Origin of the sequence: Microbulbifer sp. A4B17 (assembly GCF_003076275.1) — a bacterium.
Taxonomy (GTDB): Bacteria; Pseudomonadota; Gammaproteobacteria; order Pseudomonadales; family Cellvibrionaceae; genus Microbulbifer.
In genome coordinates, this window is the sequence record NZ_CP029064.1 from 3,781,607 (window position 1) to 3,802,047 (window position 20,441).

Here is a 20,441-nt window from a genome sequence, read left to right on the forward strand (position 1 = left end):
TCCCAACAAGACATTGGATGGAGCAATGAGCAAGTAAACTGCAAATACAACAGATAACTGCACCATAGCAAAAACGTTATTTCGAATAATCGTTTAAGTATAGCAGTAGGTGAAGTTTCTACTTTAGGTAAGAGGGAAAGTGCGCCAGGAAATGAAAGGGCTGAAAAATATTAAACAAATATTTCTATTTTTGCTAAAGATTGTGGTGACCTGAAACGGCCACCACAATCTTCACGTGTACTTCGGCAGGCAAAAACCGAGGGAATGACTTGTCTTAGTCGACAAACACCCGCGCGTTGCGGAACAAGCGCATCCAGCCGGAATCTTCTTTCCACTCATCTGGATGCCAGCTATTGCTGACAGCTCGAGCAACACGCTCAGGATGCGGCATCATAATAGTCACGCGGCCATCCTCAGAACTCAGGGAGGTAATACCATTTACCGAGCCGTTGGGGTTGGCCGGATAAGTTTGGGTGATTTCCCCTTTGTTATTCAGGTAGCGCATCGCGATAGTGCCGGAAGCTTCACACTTCTCCAGCGCCTGCTGGTCAGCAAACTCCACTCGCCCCTCACCGTGAGCAACGGCAACCGGCATGTAAGTACCCGCCATACCTTTAAACAACACGGAAGGTGAGTCTTCAATGCCTACCAGTGCGAAGCGTGCTTCATACTGCTCAGAGAGGTTGCGCACAAAGCGCGGCCAGTGATCCGCACCTGGAATCAGCTCTTTGATCACTGAGAACATCTGGCAACCGTTACACACCCCCAAGCCGAAGGTATCGTTGCGATTGAAGAAGCCCTCAAACTGATCGCGGGCACGATCGTTAAACAGGATGGTTTTAGCCCACCCCTCACCGGCACCCAGTACGTCGCCGTAAGAGAAGCCACCACAGCCCACCAAACCTTTGAACTCATCCAACGCTACACGGCCAGACAGGATGTCACTCATATGTACGTCGACAGCGTTAAAGCCAGCGCGGTGGAAAGAGTGCGCCATTTCCACTTGGCTATTCACGCCCTGCTCTCGCAGTACAGCAACTTTCGGGCGAACACCTTTAGCGATATAAGGTGCGCTGATATCGTCGTTGATATCGAAAGTGAGGTTTACTGTCAGGCCCGGGTCTTCTTTGGCAATTGCAGCAAATTCCTGCTCGGCGCACTCGGCGTTATCGCGCAGGGACTGGATACGGAAGCTGGTTTCCGACCAGATCTGCTGTAATTCAGCTCGAGAGCGCTTGAAGATTTCAACACCGTTATTGGTGATGCACAGGTGTTCGTTATTGTTCAGGTAACCAATCTTGTGGGTAGGTACACCGACAGCGGCAAAGCGCTGTACCAGCATATCCGCTTCACAGGCGGGAACCTGTAATACCGCACCCAGCTCTTCACTGAACAGCGCCGCAATCGGGTCTTCACCCAATTCATAGATTTCCACATCCATACCCACGCGGCCGGCAAAGCCCATTTCCGCCAGGGTTGTAAACAAACCGCCGTCGGCACGGTCGTGGTAGGCCATGATCAGGTCTTCATTCAGTGCCTGCTGTACCACCTCGAAGAAACCTTTCAGCTTCTTGGCATCATCCAGATCTGCGGGCTTGTCACCCAGCTCATTGTAAACTTGCGCCAGACAGGAGCCGCCCAAGCGGTTTTTACCGGCACCCAGATCGATAAACAGCAACTCGCTCTCACCTTTATCGGTGCGCAGCTGCGGAGTCACTGTTTTGCGGACATCAGTTACCGGAGTAAAGGCAGAAATTACCAGAGACAGCGGTGCGGTAACCGCCTTTTGCTCGCCCTCTTCCTCCCAGGCAGTGCGCATGGACATGGAGTCTTTGCCCACCGGGATGGTAATGCCCAATTCAGGACACAACTCCATACCCACCGCTTCTACGGTTCGATAAAGTTTTTCCTCTTCACCCGGATGGCCCGCTGCACACATCCAGTTGGCGGAGAGTTTGATATCGGACAGTTGCTTCACTGGGGTACAGGCGATATTGGTAATTGCCTCACCCACTGCCAGGCGGCCCGAGGCCGGTGCATCCAGCAATGCCACCGGGGTGCGCTCACCCATAGACATGGCTTCGCCGGCGTAGCTGTCATAGGCAACGGTAGTTACCGCGCAATCGGCCACCGGCACCTGCCAGGGACCGACCATCTGATCGCGAGAAACCTGACCGGTTACAGTGCGGTCACCGATAGTGATCAGGAAGCTCTTGCTAGCAACTGTGGGCAGGCGCAGCACCCGCTCAGCCGCTTCATTCAGGTCGATATCTACTGTGGAAAATGCCTTACTTTCCACCTGGCGAGTTTCTGCTTCACGGTGCATGCGCGGCGGCTTGCCGAACAACACCGACATCGGCAGGTCCACAGGCTTGGATTCGAATTGCTTGTCATTTAACAGCAGGTGCTTGTCTTCGGTAGCTTCACCGACAACGGCGTAAGGCGCGCGCTCGCGCTCACAGATTTGCTCGAAGCGCTCCAGGTCTTCCGGCATCACTGCTAGTACATAGCGCTCCTGGGATTCGTTACACCAGATTTCCAGCGGGCTCATACCCGGCTCATCACAGGGCACATTGCGCAGTTCAAAATTACCGCCGGTACCCCCATCTTTCACCAACTCGGGGAAAGCATTGGACAAACCGCCCGCACCCACATCGTGGATAAAGGCAATGGGGTTGCTCTCACCCAGCTGCCAGCACTGGTCGATCACCTCTTGGCAGCGACGCTCGATTTCCGGGTTCTGGCGCTGTACTGAAGCGAAATCCAGATCTTCAGAGCTGGAGCCACTGGCCATACTGGAGGCTGCACCACCACCGAGGCCAATCAACATCGCCGGGCCACCCAGCACTACCAGTTTGGCGCCAGGGGAAAACTCGGGCTTGTCTACATGCTCTTCGCGGATATTGCCGTAACCACCAGCCAGCATGATCGGCTTGTGATAGCCGCGACGCTCGCCATCGAAATTTTCTTCAAAGGTACGGAAGTAACCGCAGATATTCGGGCGGCCAAACTCATTGTTAAATGCTGCACCACCGATCGGGCCTTCGATCATAATATCCAGAGCGGTAACAATACGCTCAGGCTTGCCATAGTTGGCTTCCCAAGGCTGCTCCCAGCCGGGAATGCGCAAGTTGGAAACCGTAAAACCGGTCAGGCCCACTTTTGGTTTGGAGCCACGGCCAACTGCACCTTCATCACGAATTTCACCGCCAGCCCCGGTACCAGCACCGGAGAAAGGAGCAATCGCGGTAGGGTGATTGTGGGTTTCCACTTTCATCAGCAGGTGAATGGCTTCAGTGCTGAAACCGTATTCCTTGCTGTCAGGATCCGGGTAGAAACGCCCCGCTTCGCTACCAGTAACGACGGCTGCATTATCTGCATAGGCGGACAACACATTGTCACCACCCTTCTGGTAGGTATTCTTGATCATGCCGAACAAGGAGTGCGGCATTTCTTCGCCGTCGATGGTCCAGGAGGCATTGAAGATCTTGTGGCGGCAGTGCTCGGAGTTTGCCTGGGCAAACATCATCAGCTCTACATCTGTGGGATTGCGCTCCAGCTCTTGGAAACTGGTGAGCAAGTAATCAATCTCATCTTCGGCCAAGGCCAAGCCCAAGGTGACATTGGCATCTTCCAGAGCTTCGCGACCGCCCTCGAGAATATCCACACCGCGCAACGGGCGCGGCGCTTCTTCCACAAATAATTGCTCAGCTTGAGCAAAATCGGTGAATACCGCTTCAACCATACGATCGTGTAAGCGGGAGGCCAGCACAAGGCGTTCAGCTTCGGTTAACTCGACACCAGTAACGTAGTAGGCAATGCCACGCTCCAGGCGATGAACTTTGTTCAGGCCAGTGTTATGAGCAATGTCAGTAGCCTTGGAAGACCAGGGAGAAATTGTGCCCGGACGCGGCACTACCAGGATCAACTCGCCTTTCGGCTCGTGCTTTTCCTCGGTTGGGCCGTATTGGAGCAATCGCTCCAGCAGGGCCATCTCCTGGTTATCCAGTGAGTCGCTGTCTGCAAAGTGAACGAACTCAGCGTAGAGATCGTCGATGGTCGGTTGCAGCGCGCGCAGTTGATTGAGCAGGTTTTTATGGCGGAATTTCGACAGTGCAGGAGCACCACGCAGAACTAACATTGCGGGAGATAGCCTCTTGTCTAAATGAGAAAGATTGCGCGAATGGGATTTCGCACAAGGCCCCGGAAATTTGAGAGGCGCAATTGTACCTGAAGCATCGCCACTCCAACACACCCGCCCAACACTTGGGTTCACATGAACTAATTAGTAACCTGAATGTTCAAAAGACCAGCAAGCTTGGCTGTAAATAAACCAACTTTATATCAAAGTCAGGTTCGTCTACCTAAGTCTGTAATGCTTTGCAAGCGCGCAGATCACAGTGTTCAAAAGACAAACTGGGCAGATTGTCGTCAAATAATGTAAAATTGGCGGACTGCGTCAAATTTTGCCCTCGTATTTGAGAACGAAATCGACATACAGGGCCTTAGGCACAACAGCAAATAAACCAACGGACTAGCTAGAGAGGACAGCCTATGATGATGAAAAGCCGTATGCTGCGCTACGTCCGCCGTGTGTGCAAAGGGATCGCCCTGTCCTGCTGCGCCTCCCTGCTGGTTGCCAGTAAAGCACCGAATACACTCGAGCGTGTTAAAGCCACCGGTGAATTGGTTGTCCTGTCACAAAACGGCCCCACCACTTATTACGAAGACGCCTCCGGCAACCCGACCGGCTTTGAATACGGCATGCTGCGTGCATTTGCTGAAGAGCTGGGGGTGAAATTGGTAATTCGCGACGTGCACGATCTGGACGAAATGTTCAATCAGCTGCGCGACCCGGAGGGTGGTGCGCACTTCGCGGCTGCCGGCCTCACGGTAACTCCAGAGCGTCGCGAACAAGTCCGCTTTACCCCATCCTATTTTGAAATTCGCCAGCAGGTGATCTACCGCGTCGGCGAAGAACGCCCGCGCAAGACCAGCGACCTGGAAGGAAAGAAGGTAGCTGTCATTGCCGGTAGTGCACACGCGGAAGAAATGAAGAAACTCTCCGCCCGCTATACCGAACTGGACTGGGAGGAAGTCTCCGACGTGGACGCCATGGAATTGGTGGAGATGGTGCAGGAAGGAAAATACAGTTATGCGATTGTAGATTCCAACGCTTACGCAGTTCACCGCGGCCTTTACCCCAACACTGCTGTCGCCTTTAACCTCACCCAGTTCCAACCGGTTTCCTGGGCCTTCCCGCAAAGTGACGACGACAGCCTGTACCGCAGTGCACGTCGTTTTATGTTGCGCGCCAATACCAACGGCATGATTGCCCAGTTGCGGGAAGAGTTTTTCGGCCACGTCAGTGACCTGAATGTAGGCGGCGCCCAGGCCTTTGCCAAGCGCAGCCGCGAACGCCTGCCCAAATGGCGCGGCACCATGCAAAAAGTTGCCGACCAATATGACCTCGACTGGCACTTACTCGCGGCCCTCAGTTACCAGGAATCCTATTGGAATCCCCGCGCCCGCTCCCGCACCGGTGTGCGCGGCCTGATGATGCTGACTCTGAACACCGCAAAAGATCTCGGTGTAAACCGCCTCAATCCCGAAGAGAGTATTGAAGGTGGCGCCCGCTATATCGTACAAATTCGCAACAAGCTGCCGGATCGTATTCGCGAGCCCGACAGAACCTGGATGGCGCTGGCCGCTTACAACGTGGGCTATGGCCACCTTGAGGATGCCCGGGTACTGACAGAGCGAATGGGCGGCAACCCGGATCTGTGGCCCGATGTGCGCGAGCGCCTGCCCCTTCTGGCCAAGCGCCAGTATTACAAAACCACCAAGCACGGTTATGCCCGAGGCTGGGAGCCGGTGACTTATGTACAGAATATTCGCCACTACCAGGCTCTGCTGAGCTGGAGCAGCCGCATCGAAGAGCAACGCCTGGCGGCCGCAGCCAATGATGAAAATGGCGGGATTCTTGCCGAGAACAGCGCAGTGAAAACGGAGGCCAGTGCCGCCCCCGCTCTCTAACCACTTACAAGGCCAGCTCAGACTGGCCGAATAAAACCTCCTAATTTAGTCGCGCTATCCTATATTCATCTGATCTGGGATCGGAGCACCGGAGTGATGGATAATCCAGACATCGTCAGAGAAATCGAGCAGTTTATTGACTACCTCGTACAGGCCGGGGTGTACTGCAGAGAGGATCAGCTTGAAAGTGTCTATCACCGGGATATGAAGGTCTTCATACTAGACCCATCCAGTCGAGTGACGGTGGCAGACAAAACGGCCTTCATCGATATGTTTAAGGCTAAGCGTGATGCCGGTGAATTACCTTTAAACGACTGGAAAAAAATTCACCATGTAGCGGTAAACAAACACAGTGCCCTGGTGATATTTTCTCGAAAAAACAATCTTTCTGGCCAGGAGCAGCTCCTTAAGCTAGCCATTGATATAGTCCATGAAGATGGGCGATGGCAGGTCATGCGGGAAGTTATATTTCTGGAGCCAGCTCTTCCAGATCCTACCTAGAAATACCGCTTATTCCCAATTGCTTTTTATTCAGTCCCCTGCCTTGCGCCAATAAGTTCAGCGTTTTTTAATCTACCTACCCAGAGACTACCAGGGTATCCGACAAAGTTTTGGGTAAAAATTGCAAATCCTCGGGATCATCAATATCCGCAAGCACTTCCAATTGCTGGCAATCCATATCACATTCCTGCAATCGATCCAGGGTTTGCTGGGCAACGACCTCGGTACTCCAACAAATATCTTCAAACAAGCGCGGGGCCAGTCGCTTTAATCCGAGCAGGGTGTAGCCACCATCTTTTGCTGGATACATTACCGAATCGGTATTCGCTAGTGCCACAGCTGCAACTCGGAGTCGCTCAGCATTTAATGCAGGACAGTCTGTTCCCAGTAAGAAGAGGCCCTGCCCCTCAATACGAGAACTTGTTGCAGCTTCCCAAAGGCGATGGCCGAGACTCCCTTCTGACTGGCTGTAAAGTTTTATTTCGGGGGGCAACTCGAACGACTGCCAAAAGGAATGCTGGGAATCGGGGGCGACATGCAATTCCACTGTGCCGAGACCAGCCTTCACAGCTTCTGCCAATGTATTCCTCAATAACCTCTCTGCCAGAACAGCTGCTCCGCTTTCACCCAAAGCGGGGATCAATCGAGTTTTTGCATAGCCGGGCAGCGGTGCCTTGGCCATTACGACAAGACGCACAGGTGGCAATACAGGCTTACTCATAGCGTTTTGCCAACCGCTCTGCCGATACACCGCGCCAATAATCAAAACGCAACCGCCACATCAACAGGATTGTTCGCAGTACACCAAACTTTTCCCAGCGACGCCCCGAGGTTTTCACTTTTTTCCAGAAACAATGAGGTCGGTAGTAACTTCGCAAACGGCAACTCAGTTCCACATCCTCCATCAAGGGCTGTGCAGGAAATCCACCAATGGCTTCAAATAAACTACGACGCACAAAAATAGCCTGATCCCCAGTAGCAATTCCGCTGAACCGAGAGCGCAAATTAATCAAGGTGGCGATCAAGGGAAACCAGAAACTATTTCCTACAATTTGGATATCAAACCTCCCCCAATGGACATTCTCCTTTTCAAGGCCACTAATGGATCTAAAAGCCTCTCGCGGAAGCTGGCTATCAGCATGCAGAAACAACAACCAGTACCCCTTAGCCACCAGCGCGCCAGCATTCATTTGTACCGCCCTTCCCCGAGCAGCATGGACTAACTGCAAACCGGATGGTTGCAGAGTTTCCACACTGCCATCGGTACTACCCCCATCGACTACGATAACTTCACAGCCTTCCAGGGCTTGTAAATCCTGCAAATGCCGCAATAAAGGGGCAATTTGCTCTTTTTCATTTAATATGGGCACTATCACGCTGAGTTGCATTACTTGCGTCTCCAGCGATTAAAGGTCTCCAGGAAGCGTAAAATTCCCTCTGGGGCGTGGGCGCGTTTCCAATTGCCCGCTACAAACTTATTGGCTTCACTCATGGTGGGATAGATATGAATAGTAGAAAGGATTTTATTCAGCCCCAGCCCATGTTTCATCGCTAAAATAAACTCCGCAATTAATTCTGCAGCATTCTCCCCAACAATAGAAACCCCCAGAATTTTATCTTTTCCAGGCACTGTAAGGACTTTAACAAATCCTCTCCGTGCACCATCGACTATCGCTCGATCCAAATGCTCGATATCGTAGCGGGTTATCTCGTAATTGACTCCCTGCTCATGGGCAGCCTTTTCAGAAAGGCCGGCACTGGCCACTTCCGGATCAACAAACACAGCACTGGGAACCAGAGAATAGTCTACGGCAAATTTTTTAAAGTCACCGAAAAGGGCATTTACCGCTGCATACCAAGCTTGGTGAGAGGCCATATGGGTAAATTGATATGGCCCGGCCACGTCCCCGGCTGCAAGGATATGTGGATAGCGAGTGCGCAGGTAGCCATCAAGTTGCAGCCTGCCATTTTTCAGCAATCCCAGGCTCTCGAGCCCTTCGCCAGTCACTTTCGCCTTTCTGCCGAGAGCTAGTATCACTTCATCAAACTCGAGCTTAACTCTATCGCCCTTATTTTCTACAATGAGTATGCCTCCTTCTCGATCAGGGGCACCTTCAAATTCAACAGCTTCATGATCTGTCAAAATTTTAACACCATCCTGAGTAAGTGCCTCAGTGACAACCGCGGATACGTCAGTATCCAACTCCAATAATATAGTGTCGGACCTCTCCACCAGAACCACTTCCGAACCCAGTCTGGCCATGGCTTGTGCCAGCTCACAGCCAATAGCTCCCCCACCCAGTAATACCAGCCTGCGGGGAGGCGCTTTTAACTGAGAAAACCGCTCCCATAAAGTGTCACTGGTAAGGTAATTCACTTGATCGAGCCCAGGAAAAGGCGGAACACTGGGTTCGGCACCCGTGGCCAGTACAATAGCCCTTGCTGTCAGGGTTTTCTCCCCTCCATTATTTAGTTGGGTTTTAACTGTCCAGGGATCGATAAGCTCTGCAGTTCCCTGGAGCACTTCAACTCCCAGTCTGTTATAGCGCTCCACACTATCATTGGGTTCAATAGTTTTAATCGACTCCCTGATATGTTGCATCACCCGGGGGAAATCAATGGTTGGCTCTTCGAGCACAATTCCAAACTCACCTGCAGATCGCGCTCTATGAGCCTGCCTGGCACACATAATTAATGCTTTACTGGGTACACAGCCTGTATTGAGACAATCCCCTCCCATTTTACCTGCTTCAATAAGGGTAACTTTCGCTTTTACCGCAGCAGAAATATAAGCAGTGACCAGACCAGCTGCACCAGCACCAATCACAATTAAATTACAATCAAATTTTTTTGGCTTCTGCATAAATCAATCACCCAACCTGACGCCTGCGCTTAAGCCAGTTGAGCGCATATTTTGCAATTAAGGGAAAAACACCCAATAAAACAAAGGATAAAAGCAATGGCAGAGATAAAATATCTTTTAAATTTTCTACTCGCGCCAACTGAGTGCCTGCATTGACATACACCACTGTGCCCGCAAGCATTCCCAGCTGGCTGACCCAGTAAAAAGTCCAGACTCTAATATGAGTGAGCCCCATCAGGATATTGATCAGGAAGAAAGGAAAGGCCGGCACCAGTCGCAGGGCAAAAAGGTAAAATGCCCCTTCGCGCTCGATTCCCTTATTGACTATCTGCAGGCGACCGGAGAAACGCCCTTGGATATAATCGCGGAAAAGGTACCGCGCCATTAAGAAAGCCAATGTAGCACCAATACTGGATGCAAAAGAGACTATCACTGTCCCCCAGAAAAGCCCAAATAACGCTCCGGCCGCAATAGTGAGAATTGCGGCCCCGGGAAGTGACAGGCCGGTTACCAGAATATAGAAAACCAGAAATAAGAAGCCCACCAAAAGTGGCGAAGACATTTGCCAGCGCTTAAAATCCTCCGCCCCATCTTTTAACTTTTCCAGGCTCAACCAATGATGTAAATCGAGCGTATAGAAAACCACTACCAATACTACAATAGCGACAACAAGCAGGATTTTTTTACTCATAGTTTCCAGGTTCCATTCACCATAACAGAAGCTAGAGAGCCCCACCGCAACTACTACCCTGCCCGGCTGTACAACCATAACAGTGATCTGCAACGCAAATTGCCGAGCCTTCCAGGTCCATGTCGAGTAAATCGCGCAGATGTAATCGACCGGGAATAGGCATTTTGAGCTGCTGATTAAAATCGCAATCAAACAGATTCCCCTGCCAGTCGACACTGACCAGGCTGCGACACATAACACCCGCAAGGTTATCGGCACTGTAACTGTCTTTAAGCAACGCCATATAATCGTGGAACTGCCCTTTAGAAATCAGCATGGAACCAAAGCGCTTGATTGGCATATTGGCAAGAGCGAACAAATGATTAAATTTAATAGAGAAGTGGTTAGCCAGCTCACGTCGATAGTCCGCCTCCAAAGCACTTTGCTCAGGGGGTAAAAAAGGACCCTGGGGGTTATAAACCAGGTTGAGCTGCAAACCACTACCGGACTCGCCGTAACCAAGCGAATTCAGTTTCTGCAAGGCTGCGATACTCTTATCAAAAACGCCTTTGCCGCGTTGCTTATCCACATTATCGACCGAATAACATGGCAGTGAGGCAATCACCTCAACCTGGTTTTCGGCCAGAAACTCAGCAGTATCTTCCTGGCCCGGTTCAAACAGGACAGTCAGGTTGCAGCGATCTATCACATGAACCCCGCGCTCTCGCGCCCCTCTTACCAAGGAACGAAATCCCCAGTGCAACTCCGGGGCACCTCCAGTGATATCCAGCACGCGGGTTTTACGAAGTTCCAAAACCTCCAATAACAGCATCAGGTTTTCATCGGACATCATCTCGGTGCGATTAGGCCCGGCATTGACGTGACAGTGTAAACAGCGCTGATTACAGCGGTAGCCAATATTGACCTGTAAGGTCTCAATGACTTCCCGGCGAATAGAGGGAAAATCCGATAATTCCAGCAGAGGTAAGGTCTCGCGCATCGATATCACTGCTCCATTTCTTCAAGCTCTGGTTCTGTCGGAGAAAGCAGCGGTTTTATTACAGCCTGTTTTTCCTCGGGCATTGCTTCAAGAGGGGTCACCAAACCGCTTAGCAATGCCGTATGGGCGGGGGATTCTGGCAGCTCGTCGCCCAAAATGCGTATCGTCTCCTTCGCAATCTGCTGTGCCCGCGCAGCATTTTGCTGCAGGTTGGCAATGGCCACCTCTGCGGTTACTGCCTCCTCGCGGGGATGCCAGCAATCGTAGTCAGTAGCCATGGCCAGCGTGGCATAGGCAATCTGGGCTTCACGGGCCAGCCTTGCCTCAGGCATATTGGTCATACCGATAACCGACGCCCCCATACTGCGATACCAATGGGACTCAGCACGGGTAGAAAACTGGGGGCCTTCGATGCAGATATAGCTGCCACCTCGATGTAACTCAATTGGCTCCTCAGCCTGGGTCAGCGCAAAAGCCCGCGCCAGGCTATCAGCAACGGCGGTACATACCGGGTCGGCCATAGACACATGTGCAACCGCGCCATCGCCAAAAAAAGTACTCTCCCGCCGGCGAGTCATATCAATAAACTGGTCGGGAATCAGCATATCCAGCGGACGCACTTCTTCCTGTAGGGAGCCCACAGCAGATAGAGAGAGGATATAACGCACACCCAGCTGACGCAGAGCATGAATATTCGCCCGATAGGGCACTTGGGAGGGAATCAAGCGATGACCACCACCGTGACGGGCAAGAAAAGCCACAGGGATACCCATAAGCCTACCGCAAACGATGGCGTCTGAAGTATCGCCAAAGGGGGTTGTTACCTGGACCTCTTCAACATCGGTCAGCCCTGGCATATCGTAAAGACCACTCCCCCCAATTACCCCAATCAAAGCCCTGGTCATGTTCACTCCTAAACAATTGGTTTTTCGGCAGTATAGGAGTGCTCGCTGACCGTGTATATCACTCATAAATGATCAGCTATTAACCACCGAGCGCCAGCAGGAAAAGCAGGCAAGCACAGCCAGAAAAACTCGTTCTTTATTAATGCCGCTTCGAATATCGCCATTCGGCAGAAAATTACACTTGCAGGTTAACTAGCCGACGAACTACATTTACCCGGATAAAAATATTTAATCCGGGTAAATAAGGAACAAAACTTTGAGCACCGACTATATCGCTATCGATCAGCAACAGATCATCGCCCGAGGATCACTGGAAGTCGTTATTCGCCAAGTGAAAAATATGGGGGCAAACCATGAACCCATTGTTTTCGAGGCCCAAAGCTGTAAACGGGTTGAAGTGGATTGGCATGGGGACACGGAGGAGGTGTTGGCAGTATCAGCTGCAGATACCGCGGCCCACAAGGCCAAGCGCGGACGTCCCAAATTAGGAGTTATTCCCAGGGAGATTACCCTGCTTCCCTGCCACTGGGAGTGGCTGAGTCAGCAGCCCGGCGGTGCCTCCGTCACACTTCGTAAGCTGGTTGAGCAGGCACAAAAACAGGTTTCTCCTGAAGAGCGCATCACCCGCAAACAACAGGAACTGGATAAGTTCATGTTGTTAGTTGCAGGGGATACTCCAGGCTTCGAGGAAGCCAGTCGTGCTCTGTATAGGAACAGTAGGATCAGTTTTAAAAAAGCCATCCACTCATGGCCGAGTGACCTTAAAAAGCTAGTATTCAGTAAATTTGAAGAGATTGCAGAGATGCACAGCGGCAAACTTTAAAACGGACTTACTATGAGTGAACAACAAGACAATATATTTGTTAGTGGGGACTTGCTGCCGGTTTTCTTTAAAACGGCTGCGCCTATTATTCTAATAATGCTGGTAAACGGTTCTTTTACTTTATTGGATGCCTACTTCCTGGGGGAGTATGTAGGAGCCGAGGCACTAGCCGCAGTGACTTTGACCTTTCCAGTGTTTATGTTTCTGATAGCGCTTTCTTCATTGATTTCCAGTGGATATTCGAGTGTCCAGGCCAGATTACTTGGTGCAAGGGATATAGATAAAGCGAAGAAGGCCTTCTCTCAAGCCATTACACTGGCACTAATTGTTTGCATTTTATTAATATTGCTTTTTTTAGCTGGAGGCAAACAATTAACATTATTGATTGCCAATGGCTCGGTAGACCTTGCAGAGATGGGGTACACCTATTTAACAATATTGATATTTCTTTCACCAACGCTATTTATCTGCTCAGTGAATTCCGACACTTTACGATGCGAAGGGCGATTATCTCTAATGGCCGTGGTTTCCCTATCATCGGTTATGCTCAACATTATTTTCAATTATATTTTTATCGCCCACCTGGATATGGGTGTGGCTGGCTCTGCCTATGGCACCGCCCTGGCACAGGCAATTGCCCTTCTGATAATTGCAGGCTACCGTCATTACGGCCAACCAGTGATTGATATGCAAATTATCCGACTCTCGATTAAACGGAATTTCTGGCCTGAGTACCTGTCTTTAGGCCTCCCATCCAGCTTGAGCTACATCGGTGTATCACTCACATCTATCGCTGTAATTTTCAGTATCCAGGCCTGGAGCAGTACCAACTACGATACAACAGTGGGGGCCTACGGCATTACTACCCGAATCATGACCTTTATTTTCCTGCCTCTTCTCGGATTAAGCCAGGCATTTCAAACCCTCGCAGGCAGTAACTTTGGTGCTAAAAGCTGGTCCCGTGCCGACAGCAGTATCAATATAGCTTTGACAATAGCCTTTTCTTATTGCCTGGTATTACAGCTTGGCGTGCTATTACTAAAAGACACTTTGGGAGCCCTGTTCGTCAGCGACCCGCAAATTATTGCAGAAGTTGCACGTATCCTGCCGATGATGACGCTTGTCTACTTTTTGGCGGGACCATTGATGATGATCAGCACATTTTTCCAGGCCATTGATGATGCCAAACGTGCAGCTATTCTCGGGGTGACAAAAACCTATATTTTTGTACTGCCATTAATTTTGATTTTACCGTTGATATTTGGTGAAGTGGGGATCTGGTATGCAGGACCAGTTGCAGAACTGATGCTGCTTGTTTTAACAGCTTTTGTACTTTATCACCGTAGTCGCAACCAGGGGAATAAATATGGTTTATACACTTCCCGGGTATCTGCTTAAGTAAATTCTTTGCCGGAATTCGTAGCTGCTGATTACCTCGATTAAAAATTCAGTTAAGATTTATAAATTGAAGGGAGTCTTTGACTCCCTTTTAAAGTTACGTCTCCCGCCTCTTAGCCCAAGGGGCCAGCAAAAGAACGGGGCAAGGTCTGACGATTGCCATCATAGAGGTATGAAAGCATATCCAGATCCCCAGCACTGGGATTCCAGGTAGAACTATTCACCTGATTGGCCGATATTTTACAACCGCCATCATGGGTATTACTGACAACTCCCAATGCTCTTGCCTGATCGTCATACATCATTATAGAGCTTCCATCGAAAGCAGAATTATGTGTTAAGAACCGGGATAAAGTCTGGACGCGGGTTTGCTTTTGCAGGGAGTCCAGTGTGTTCTGCACGGACATAGGGGCATCGGAACGCATATGCTCATGGGCAAGACCGAGAGTATGCCCTATTTCATGGGGAAGGGAGGCTATAGAAGCCCTGTTAGTTCGCCAGGCCACGCCGCAGTATTGATCAGTTTTATTGGTAAACCCGACTGTCGCACTGTTACGGTCATCTTTAATCGTTACCACTCCACGTCCAGCCGCATTAACCTGTAGAAATTTAACTGCAGCAAACCTGAATTTTCGATAAATACAAATCTCCCAATGTGACATTGCCTTTTTCACTGAACTGATATATCCGGCATCCAAACTAGAAGGCACATAATATTTCACAACACCATTTGGCCAAACCCCACCAACCTCCTCATTCCTGCCTAAGGAAAACCCGCCAAAATTTATCTTGTAGGATATTTTTCGAATATTTTTATCTACAGCTAACCCCATACTGCCACACCCCTCAAAATTAGTTTCACGATTAACCTCGAAGAAAATAGACACTGCAGTACCATGCACAACAAGTCAAAGGCCGGATGGAGGGACAAAAAATTAAAAAAGGAAATAAATCACAAAAAAATATTCACCTTAGCCACAAGCAATAAACCACACCAATAAAGCACACTGAATTACGCCCAACAAATAAAGCTAAAAATTCCTTACATAGCGGGAAGTTAATTTATCTAAAAAACAGGAGCAGTAAAAAAAACAAATAGAAAAGAACTTTCAGCTACAGGAAGAAAAATTAAAAAATCAAGAAATTTGCAAGCACTATGAAAATGTAAAGATTGGTAAAAGACAGAAATATAATAAATTATATCCCAACCTTATCCAGATCACCTGAACTGTTTTCAAGCATAAAAAAAGCCACCCAATGGGTGGCTTTTTTGAAAACTAAAAGTTGGCAATTACTTACCAGCCAGTAATTTCCTTCAGGGCGTCGCCGATCTGAGCCAGGGAGCGCACGGTTTTAACACCAGCGTCTTCCAGAGCAGCGAACTTCTCGTCAGCGGTGCCTTTACCACCAGAGATAATCGCGCCCGCGTGACCCATACGCTTGCCGGGAGGAGCAGTTACACCAGCGATGTAGGAAACTACCGGCTTGGTAACATTTTCCTTGATGTAAGCAGCTGCTTCTTCTTCAGCAGTACCACCGATCTCACCGATCATAACGATTGCTTCGGTCTGCGGATCGTTCTGGAACATTTCCAGGATATCGATGAAGTTGGAGCCCGGAATGGGGTCACCACCGATGCCCACACAGGTGGATTGGCCAAAGCCGTAGTCGGTGGTTTGCTTAACCGCTTCATAGGTCAGGGTACCGGAACGGGAAACGATGCCCACTTTACCCGGCTTGTGGATGTGACCCGGCATAATACCGATCTTGCACTCACCCGGAGTGATAACACCCGGGCAGTTCGGGCCGATCAGGCGTACGCCCAGCTCATCGCACTTCACTTTAGCGTCGAGCATATCCAGAGTCGGGATACCTTCGGTAATACAAACAATCAGTTTGATACCTGCGTTGGCCGCTTCCAGGATGGAATCCTTACAGAAAGGCGCAGGTACGTAGATTACAGAAGCTTCAGCACCGGTTTTCTCTACCGCTTCTTTAACGGTGTCGAATACTGGCAGGCCCAGGTGAGTCTGGCCGCCTTTACCCGGAGTTACACCACCAACCATCTTGGTGCCGTAAGCAATCGCTTGCTCGGAGTGGAAAGTACCCTGGGAGCCGGTGAAGCCCTGGCAGATTACTTTAGTGTCTTTGTTAATCAATACTGACATGATTATTTACCCTCCGCAGCTTTAACCACTTGCTGAGCCGCATCGGTCAGGCTGGTCGCCGCGATAATGTTCAGGCCGCTGTCGCTCAGCACTTTCGCACCCAGGTCTGCGTTATTACCTTCCAGACGCACAACAACCGGCACTTTAACGCCAACTTCTTTTACTGCGCCCACAACGCCTTCGGCGATCATGTCACAGCGAACGATACCACCGAAGATATTGATCAGTACGGCTTTAACGTTCTCATCAGACAGGATGATCTTGAACGCTTCAACAACGCGCTCTTTGGTCGCGCCGCCGCCAACGTCCAGGAAGTTAGCGGGCTTGCCGCCGTGCAGGTTTACGATGTCCATGGTACCCATGGCCAGACCAGCACCGTTTACCATACAGCCGATGTTGCCATCGAGAGCTACGTAGTTCAGGTCGAACTTGGCAGCGTGCGCTTCACGGGAATCTTCCTGGGAAGGATCGTGCATTTCGCGCAGATCAGCGTGGCGATACAGGGCGTTGCTGTCGATTACCACTTTGGCGTCCAGGCAGTGCAGGTTGCCTTCGGTGGTGATTACCAGCGGGTTGATTTCCAGCAGGGCCAGATCTTTTTCTTCGAACATCTTGGCGAGGCCGAGGAAGATCTTGGTGAACTGCTTAACCTGGGTCGGGTTCAGGCCCAGTTTGAAAGCCAGCTCACGCGCCTGGTAAGGCTGAGCACCTACCAGCGGATCGATGGTAGCCTTGAGGATTTTTTCCGGAGTCTCTTCCGCTACTTTCTCGATCTCAACGCCGCCTTCGGTGGAGGCCATGAAAACGATACGACGGGTGGAGCGGTCAACAACAGCGCCGAGGTACAGTTCTTGATCAATGTCGGTGCAGCTTTCAACCAGGATACGGGAAACCGGCTGGCCATTTTCGTCTGTTTGATAAGTTACCAGACGCTCGCCCAGCCACTTCCTGGCAAACTCTTCAATTTCTGCCTTGGAATCTACCAGCTTTACACCGCCAGCCTTACCGCGGCCACCAGCGTGTACCTGGGCCTTTACTACCCACTTATCACCGCCAATTTCGTCAGCCGCTGCTACTGCCGCTGCCGGGGTTTCCGCTGCAATGCCTTTGGAAACCGGCAATCCGTATGCCGCAAACAGTTGTTTGCCCTGATACTCATGCAAGTTCATAGTCAATACCAATTCACATGTGAAATGTGTTTATTAATTGCAGATCTCTCTGCACCTGAAAGACAAAACTCAAAATTTCCGTCGTTGCAAATTCTGAATTCCGTAAATGAAACCGGGGCGCTAATTAATCAATAATTAGTGCCCCGACATCGAAAAATATTCTTACTTGCGCTTCTTGCGATTTACGGTATGGATCGCATGACCATTCACGCCCAACGCCGCTTCTTTCACGGTCTCAGACAGAGTCGGGTGTGCAAATACAGTCATACCGATATCTTCAGCGCTGGAACCGAATTCCATCGCGATCGCCACTTGCTGAACCAGGTCTGCGGCAGACGGGCCAACGATGTGGGCACCCAGTACGCGGTCAGTTTCCGCATGAGCAATGATTTTCACAAAGCCCTGGGTATCGTTGGCGGCCATAGCGCGACCATTGATAGCAAACGGGAAGCTGCCTACGTTGTAGGGCTCGCCATCGGCTTTCACCTGTTCTTCAGTGCGGCCAACCGCAGCGATTTCCGGGTGAGTGTAGATAACGTTGGGGATCACGTCGTAGTTCATCATCGGTTTCTGGCCGGCGATGCGCTCGGCAACCACAACACCTTCTTCTGAGGCCTTGTGCGCCAGCATTGGGCCGCGTACCACGTCACCAATCGCCCATACGCCCGGAGCAGAAGTCATGCACAGGTCGTTGACATAGATGAATCCACGCTCGTCCATCTTCACACCGGCATCTTCAGAAAGAAGGCCTTCAGTGTAAGGGCGACGGCCAACGCAGACGATCAGCTTGTCGAAAGTTTCCTGGTGCTCTTTACCATCTTTGTCCTGGTAAGTAACAACCACTTCCTCGCCTTTCACTTCGGAGCCGGTTACGCGGCAAGCGAGGCGGATATCCAGGCCCTGCTTCTTGAAGATTTTCTGGGATTCTTTGGCAACCTGCTGATCCATAATTGCCAGGAATTTATCCATCGCTTCCAGAACAACCACTTCGGAGCCCAGGCGGTTCCATACGGAGCCCAGCTCCAGACCAATTACGCCGGCACCGATAACACCCAAACGCTTTGGAGTTTCAGTGAATTCCAGAGCACCAGTGGAATCGACAATAATTTTGTTGTCTACCGGAGCGGGCGGAATATTTACCGGTACAGAACCGGAAGCCAGAATGACGTTTTCGGCTTCGTAGACGGTGCTGTTGCCTTCGTCGTCAGTCACTTCCACTTTCTTGTTAGCCAGCAGCTTGCCGGTGCCGAAAATGGAGGTCACTTTGTTAGCTGTGAACAGGCCAGCTACACCGCCGGTCAGCTTGTTAACAATCTCGCCTTTGCGCTCGATCATCTTGCTCACATCCATCTTGATCTTGCCGACTTCAATGCCGTGCACGTCGAGAGCGTCTTTGGCCTCGTGGTACTTCCAGGAGCTGTCCAGCAGTGCCTTAGAGGGGATACAACCTACGTTCAGGCAGGTGCCGCCATTTACGTATTTACCTTCCTTGTTTTTCCACTTTTCGATACAAGCGGTTTTCAGACCCAGCTGAGCGGCACGGATGGCAGCGACATAACCACCAGGACCGGAGCCAATTACGATTACGTCAAATTTTTCGGACATGATCAGTTCCAGATATTTCTAATGCAGTGTGATCGAGGGGGCCCTTAGGCCCCTGGACTTATTTTTTAAACTTCGAGCAAGATACGCGCTGGATCTTCGATCATTTCCTTGATCGCCACCAGGAAGCCAACAGCTTCCTTACCGTCGATCAGACGGTGGTCATAGGACAGCGCCAGGTACATCATCGGCAGGATTTCCACCTTGCCATTCACCGCCATCGGGCGCTCCTGGATTTTGTGCATACCCAGAATTGCGGTTTGTGGTGGATTCAGAATCGGGGTGGACAGCAAGGAACCGAATACACCACCGTTGGTGATGGTGAAGGTACCGCCAGTCATCTCTTCGATAGACAGTTTGCCATCGCGGGCGCGAACACCCAGGTCGCGGATATTGTTTTCCATATCCGCCAGGCCCATGTTCTCCGCATTGCGCAGAATCGGCACAACCAGGCCTTTCGGAGAGGAAACCGCTACACCGATATCCTGGTAACCGTGGTAAACGATATCGTTACCGTCGATAGACGCGTTCACCGCGGTGTAGCGCTTCAGCGCTTCTACTGCAGCTTTTACGAAGAAGCCCATAAAGCCCAGACGAGTGCCGTTGTGGGTCTTCTCGAAAAGGTCTTTGTAGTTCTTGCGCAGGTCCATAATCGGCTTCATGTTCACCTCGTTAAAGGTGGTGAGCATGGCGGTGGACTGGGAAGCGTCCAGCAGGCGCTCAGCGATACGCTTACGCATACGGGTCATAGGAACACGCTTCTCTACGCGCTCACCCGGAGCAACCGCAACTTCAGCAGCAGCGGCGGCAGGTGCAGCAGCGGCAGCCGGCGCAGTGCCCGCTTTCATTACGTCTTCCTTGAGAACGCGACCACCCTTGCCAGTGCCTTCAACACCCGCCAGATCTACGCCCTTCTCAGCAGCCATTTTCTTGGCAGATGGCATAGCAATTTTGTCGCCAGCCGCAGGAGCAGCCGCTTCGGCAGCCGGAACTTCTGCTTTTTCTTCTGCGGGGGCAGTGGCTGCGCCAGCGCCCGCTTCAAACTTGGCAATCACCTCATTGGAGAGGACGGTATCGCCCTCACCCTTGATGATTTCAGTCAGGGCACCATCGGCAGGTGCAACAACTTCCAGCACAACTTTATCGGTTTCGATATCCACGATCAGCTCATCGCGGGACACAGCTTCACCGGGTTGTTTATGCCAGGTGGCGACAGTTCCGTCCTGAACAGATTCAGGGAAAGTTGGCGCTTTAATCTCGATCGTCATTTTTTCTGTTTCCTGAGATTGACTCTTCACTTATTACT

Annotated in this window: 16 protein-coding genes; 4 read left to right on the forward strand and 12 right to left on the reverse strand. The window is 50.9% G+C overall.

The genetic code is table 11. The features are described from left to right. Positions 1-274: 274 nt before the first annotated feature. A complete protein-coding gene (purL, locus tag BTJ40_RS16645) occupies positions 275-4,141 on the reverse strand; it encodes a phosphoribosylformylglycinamidine synthase (protein ID WP_108734145.1) in 3,867 nt (1,288 codons plus the stop codon). Between the two features lie 413 nt (positions 4,142-4,554). Between purL and mltF the strand changes: the two genes are divergently transcribed. After that, positions 4,555-6,036 carry a membrane-bound lytic murein transglycosylase MltF gene (mltF, locus tag BTJ40_RS16650; protein WP_108734146.1) on the forward strand — a complete coding sequence of 494 codons (1,482 nt, stop codon included), beginning with the start codon at positions 4,555-4,557 and terminating at the stop codon, positions 6,034-6,036. Positions 6,037-6,132: 96 nt separating this feature from the next. Further along, complete coding sequence (locus BTJ40_RS16655) at positions 6,133-6,537, forward strand: hypothetical protein (protein ID WP_108734147.1); 405 nt, start codon at positions 6,133-6,135, stop codon at positions 6,535-6,537. A 76-nt stretch (positions 6,538-6,613) separates the two neighbouring features. On the opposite strand, the gene BTJ40_RS16660 is transcribed toward BTJ40_RS16655, so the two are convergent. The 6 genes from BTJ40_RS16660 to mtnP are packed head-to-tail and all read right to left on the reverse strand — an operon-like array spanning position 6,614 to position 11,975. Next, complete coding sequence (locus BTJ40_RS16660; protein ID WP_202862820.1) at positions 6,614-7,258, reverse strand: TIGR04282 family arsenosugar biosynthesis glycosyltransferase; 645 nt, start codon at positions 7,256-7,258, stop codon at positions 6,614-6,616. Next, a complete protein-coding gene (locus BTJ40_RS16665; protein WP_192879345.1) occupies positions 7,251-7,925 on the reverse strand; it encodes a TIGR04283 family arsenosugar biosynthesis glycosyltransferase in 675 nt (224 codons plus the stop codon). The genes BTJ40_RS16660 and BTJ40_RS16665 overlap by 8 nt, the downstream gene beginning before the upstream one ends. Further along, positions 7,925-9,400 carry an NAD(P)/FAD-dependent oxidoreductase gene (locus BTJ40_RS16670; RefSeq protein ID WP_238152036.1) on the reverse strand — a complete coding sequence of 492 codons (1,476 nt, stop codon included), beginning with the start codon at positions 9,398-9,400 and terminating at the stop codon, positions 7,925-7,927. Before BTJ40_RS16670 ends, BTJ40_RS16665 begins: the two co-directional genes overlap by 1 nt. 7 nt (positions 9,401-9,407) lie before the next feature. Then, entirely contained in the window at positions 9,408-10,091 is a 684-nt protein-coding gene (locus tag BTJ40_RS22835) for a TVP38/TMEM64 family protein (protein ID WP_238152037.1), read from the reverse strand. 31 nt (positions 10,092-10,122) lie between these two features. After that, on the reverse strand, positions 10,123-11,070 hold the full coding sequence (gene arsS / locus BTJ40_RS16675) for an arsenosugar biosynthesis radical SAM (seleno)protein ArsS (protein WP_108734149.1): 948 nt from the start codon (positions 11,068-11,070) through the stop codon (positions 10,123-10,125). 5 nt (positions 11,071-11,075) lie between these two features. Continuing rightward, positions 11,076-11,975 carry an S-methyl-5'-thioadenosine phosphorylase gene (gene mtnP / locus BTJ40_RS16680; protein ID WP_108734150.1) on the reverse strand — a complete coding sequence of 300 codons (900 nt, stop codon included), beginning with the start codon at positions 11,973-11,975 and terminating at the stop codon, positions 11,076-11,078. Between the two features lie 256 nt (positions 11,976-12,231). Between mtnP and BTJ40_RS16685 the strand changes: the two genes are divergently transcribed. Both BTJ40_RS16685 and BTJ40_RS16690 read left to right on the forward strand, forming a co-directional pair. Continuing rightward, positions 12,232-12,798 carry a DUF2239 family protein gene (locus BTJ40_RS16685; RefSeq protein ID WP_108734151.1) on the forward strand — a complete coding sequence of 189 codons (567 nt, stop codon included), beginning with the start codon at positions 12,232-12,234 and terminating at the stop codon, positions 12,796-12,798. 12 nt (positions 12,799-12,810) lie between these two features. Then, positions 12,811-14,196: an MATE family efflux transporter gene (locus BTJ40_RS16690; protein WP_108734152.1), complete on the forward strand. Its 1,386-nt coding sequence runs from the start codon at positions 12,811-12,813 to the stop codon at positions 14,194-14,196. A 113-nt stretch (positions 14,197-14,309) separates the two neighbouring features. Here BTJ40_RS16690 and BTJ40_RS16695 read toward each other — a convergent pair whose 3' ends face one another. The 5 genes from BTJ40_RS16695 to odhB form a co-directional block, all read right to left on the reverse strand. Continuing rightward, positions 14,310-15,083 (reverse strand): M12 family metallopeptidase, encoded by a 774-nt coding sequence (locus BTJ40_RS16695; protein ID WP_157954131.1) that lies wholly within the window; start codon positions 15,081-15,083, stop codon positions 14,310-14,312. 408 nt (positions 15,084-15,491) lie between these two features. Next, entirely contained in the window at positions 15,492-16,364 is an 873-nt protein-coding gene (sucD, locus tag BTJ40_RS16700) for a succinate--CoA ligase subunit alpha (RefSeq protein ID WP_108734154.1), read from the reverse strand. A gap of 2 nt (positions 16,365-16,366) precedes the next feature. Beyond that, positions 16,367-17,533, reverse strand: coding sequence for an ADP-forming succinate--CoA ligase subunit beta (sucC, locus tag BTJ40_RS16705; RefSeq protein WP_108734155.1), 1,167 nt, complete (start codon positions 17,531-17,533; stop codon positions 16,367-16,369). A 162-nt stretch (positions 17,534-17,695) separates the two neighbouring features. Continuing rightward, on the reverse strand, positions 17,696-19,138 hold the full coding sequence (gene lpdA, locus BTJ40_RS16710; RefSeq protein WP_108734156.1) for a dihydrolipoyl dehydrogenase: 1,443 nt from the start codon (positions 19,136-19,138) through the stop codon (positions 17,696-17,698). Positions 19,139-19,203: 65 nt separating this feature from the next. Beyond that, complete coding sequence (odhB, locus tag BTJ40_RS16715) at positions 19,204-20,403, reverse strand: 2-oxoglutarate dehydrogenase complex dihydrolipoyllysine-residue succinyltransferase (RefSeq protein WP_108734157.1); 1,200 nt, start codon at positions 20,401-20,403, stop codon at positions 19,204-19,206. Positions 20,404-20,441: the final 38 nt, after the last annotated feature.

Excerpts from the sequence above, each read along its gene's own strand:
- BTJ40_RS16690 (WP_108734152.1), top strand. The coding sequence starts at position 12,811 with ATGAGTGAACAACAAGACAATATATTTGTTAGTGGGGACTTGCTGCCG.
- odhB (WP_108734157.1), bottom strand. The coding sequence starts at position 20,403 with ATGACGATCGAGATTAAAGCGCCAACTTTCCCTGAATCTGTTCAGGAC.
- BTJ40_RS16655 (WP_108734147.1), top strand. The coding sequence starts at position 6,133 with ATGGATAATCCAGACATCGTCAGAGAAATCGAGCAGTTTATTGACTAC.
- purL (WP_108734145.1), bottom strand. The coding sequence starts at position 4,141 with ATGTTAGTTCTGCGTGGTGCTCCTGCACTGTCGAAATTCCGCCATAAA.
- sucC (WP_108734155.1), bottom strand. The coding sequence starts at position 17,533 with ATGAACTTGCATGAGTATCAGGGCAAACAACTGTTTGCGGCATACGGA.
- BTJ40_RS16665 (WP_192879345.1), bottom strand. The coding sequence starts at position 7,925 with ATGCAACTCAGCGTGATAGTGCCCATATTAAATGAAAAAGAGCAAATT.
- arsS (WP_108734149.1), bottom strand. The coding sequence starts at position 11,070 with ATGCGCGAGACCTTACCTCTGCTGGAATTATCGGATTTTCCCTCTATT.
- BTJ40_RS16670 (WP_238152036.1), bottom strand. The coding sequence starts at position 9,400 with ATGCAGAAGCCAAAAAAATTTGATTGTAATTTAATTGTGATTGGTGCT.
- BTJ40_RS22835 (WP_238152037.1), bottom strand. The coding sequence starts at position 10,091 with ATGAGTAAAAAAATCCTGCTTGTTGTCGCTATTGTAGTATTGGTAGTG.
- lpdA (WP_108734156.1), bottom strand. The coding sequence starts at position 19,138 with ATGTCCGAAAAATTTGACGTAATCGTAATTGGCTCCGGTCCTGGTGGT.
- mtnP (WP_108734150.1), bottom strand. The coding sequence starts at position 11,975 with ATGACCAGGGCTTTGATTGGGGTAATTGGGGGGAGTGGTCTTTACGAT.
- BTJ40_RS16660 (WP_202862820.1), bottom strand. The coding sequence starts at position 7,258 with ATGAGTAAGCCTGTATTGCCACCTGTGCGTCTTGTCGTAATGGCCAAG.
- mltF (WP_108734146.1), top strand. The coding sequence starts at position 4,555 with ATGATGATGAAAAGCCGTATGCTGCGCTACGTCCGCCGTGTGTGCAAA.
- sucD (WP_108734154.1), bottom strand. The coding sequence starts at position 16,364 with ATGTCAGTATTGATTAACAAAGACACTAAAGTAATCTGCCAGGGCTTC.